1 protein-coding gene is annotated in these 2579 nt (G+C 55.4%); it reads right to left on the bottom strand.

Annotated elements, in window-relative coordinates; all coding sequences use genetic code 11:
* Positions 1 to 630: 630 nt before the first annotated feature.
* Positions 631 to 2109, bottom strand: a complete 1479-nt coding sequence (locus KME79_RS44235) for a hypothetical protein (protein WP_219552657.1) — start codon at positions 2107 to 2109, stop codon at positions 631 to 633.
* Positions 2110 to 2579: the final 470 nt, after the last annotated feature.

Here is a 2579-nt window from a genome sequence, read left to right on the forward strand (position 1 = left end):
TCCTGCCCCGTCATGGCGGCCTGGTCGGCGAGGGTCATCGTCACTGTCTCGATCGTCCTGTCTCGCCCTGCTTTACATCAAAAGGACTCATCTGTCCCATGTACCACAGCAGTCTGACAGAGAGGGGTCGCTTGGAGAGCGCGGAGGCCGGCAAAAGTACAGCGTGGCGAAACGGTCTCAATCAGCCGAGCAGGGTGGTTGCTCCGCCCGAGAGCAGAAGGTCGGCAGTTCGGCCCTGCCCCTGGCCACAAGACTTCACCAGCAAGAACGCTCCGAACGGATCACCGTTCGGGGCTTTGATGTCCGGTGACAGCAACGTCACCAGTCGTAGCGATTGCGCGCATGCCGACTCCAGACGAGCGGCGGGACTTGGCGACACCAGTGGAACTGCGGGAGTTCGGAGGCATGCCTGAAGGCGTACCGGTCTTCGAGATAGCGCCGGGACCACGCAAGCATCGCAAAGTGCTACGCGGCGATCATGTGGAACTGCTCGTCAACGACGACTTGTAAGAGTTTACTCTGTTGCGCTGGCACAACGGGCAGGTACGTACGTCTTACCCGGAAACTTATGGTTGCCACCCAGCTTAAGTGCCTCGTAACGGCGCCAGGCTTCTGGAGCACGCAAACTGACTATGATCGTCGCAAAGTGCGACTGGCGGCAGCTATTATAGTCGTCGTAAGAACCCAACCACTTACGACAAGAACTATCATTACGATCTTCGAGATACCGATCGGGTCCCAAGCTTGCTCGTGCCCGAGATCTATAAGCGGTATGAGGAGATCTAGCGAGTATAGCCACGGATCCCATGTCGGATGTTCGTCAGCCTTCACAGGACAGAGTCCAGCAGTCGAGGAATTGCAGTCCACAGCTCCTACAGAGAACCAAAAAGCCGCGCCTACGAAAAGCAACATGAAGATGCTAAAGGCACGGATGGGCGCGTAACCGTATCCGACTACTGCATCTTGCATAGTTCCCCCCACCCACGCACGATCTGCATTGAGAGCTGCGCCTTCTGCGGACGACCTCAGTGATCCTCGTCTCAAAGAAAGGTTGCACTCAATCTGTGCTCCATGCAGATCGACGGTATTTTGAGTTTCAAGCCCCCCTAAAAATACGCTTCCTTCCACTTTCATATGGTCAGCCCTGATGGCCATTTTTGGAGCATCAGAGACTTTGACGCCTTTCAGTGAAACTTGGCAGCCAATCACGCTGTGATGGAGCCTAATCGAACCCTGAATGCGAGAGTTCCCACAATCCAAACCCAGCCCGATTCGAGCGTGATCGAGTATAAGTGCATTCTTCAGTGGATGCGATATGGTCGCATGGATAAGAAGCAATTTCCCCTCTACTTGGGCACCTTCCAAGTTCACGCCGCCGCTTATATCAAGGCCCTGAAACGCAGAGAAGGAAGCGCCTACTTGCATCTGAGACCCGCGAAGCGCAAATCCATTGGGATCACTTAGCTTCGCACCACTCAAGAGTACATCACCATCTATCCGTGCAGCATGCATCAGAAGATGGCCGCTTACGGAGATGGAATCCATCACTAGATTCCCTGCGATACGCGTTCCGTTGATATCAATGGCTGGCCCGTTGGGGTTCGATACTTCCGATCCTCCCAGTATCAGGTCCCCCGCTATTTCGGAGTTGTCCATGCCAATTTGCCCGCGCACGCGGCTGCCACCCAACCATAGGGGGCCGGAACATTTAAGACGTCTCGCCTCCATTCCAGGAAGAGTGCAATGAGAAAATCCAATAAAAGTGGCGATCGCGTCATTCAAAAAGGGAGGCTCGTCGAATGCGCAATCTGTGAAATGAAACGACAGCAGAGAAGCGCATCCGACATCAAGGCGGCCGATAATTCGCGCTCCCTTCAACACGAGGCGAGGCGGCTTTCCGGGAGGCTGCTTCGGTCCATCAAGAAGGAGATGGGCAATGATACTGGCCCTGATACTTCTCTCCGACCCATAAGAATCGGCACTAAGAGGACTGCGAACTGGATCTGGCCCGCCTAGATCGAGATTCGTCCCATCAAGAAATGCTGCCCAAAGCTTCTTTTCTGGCGCGGTCCAATCTTCAGGAGCCTGCTGATCGGCGATTTCAGACATCCCGTCCCCAACTCTACCAATAAGAAATTAGGTCTGCGGCACATCACCAGGGCGGATGCGTCGATGCTTCTATCATCGTATATACCAACATCCGCTGTTACACTACGGACTGGGAAACCATCAGGGGCGCGGGACGTGATCTGGATGCCTGATCACCTATGAGCAGCCCGCAGCGTAACAACGTGGACCCATTGGGGACCAACTACGGAACACCTCAGGGCAGCTGCAACCTTCTCCCTGGTCAACGCAGGTACGCAGACTTGAACTGCAACTGTCTCTGGAGCCGGGTGCGTAGGTTCGAATCCGGGGCACTTGTGTGATGTCTCGGGACATCGGAAACCCTCGAACCTACGGGTTCGAGGGTTTCGTCTTGTTCGGGTTTACCTGGGGCTGGTAGTCGCGGGCGGGGTCGAGGATCAGCTCGCGCAGGAGTTCTCCGGTGACGGCGTTGGCGACGCGGATGTGCAGGT

The organism is Nonomuraea harbinensis, assembly GCF_019396385.1.
Lineage (GTDB): Bacteria > Actinomycetota > Actinomycetes > Streptosporangiales > Streptosporangiaceae > Nonomuraea > Nonomuraea ferruginea.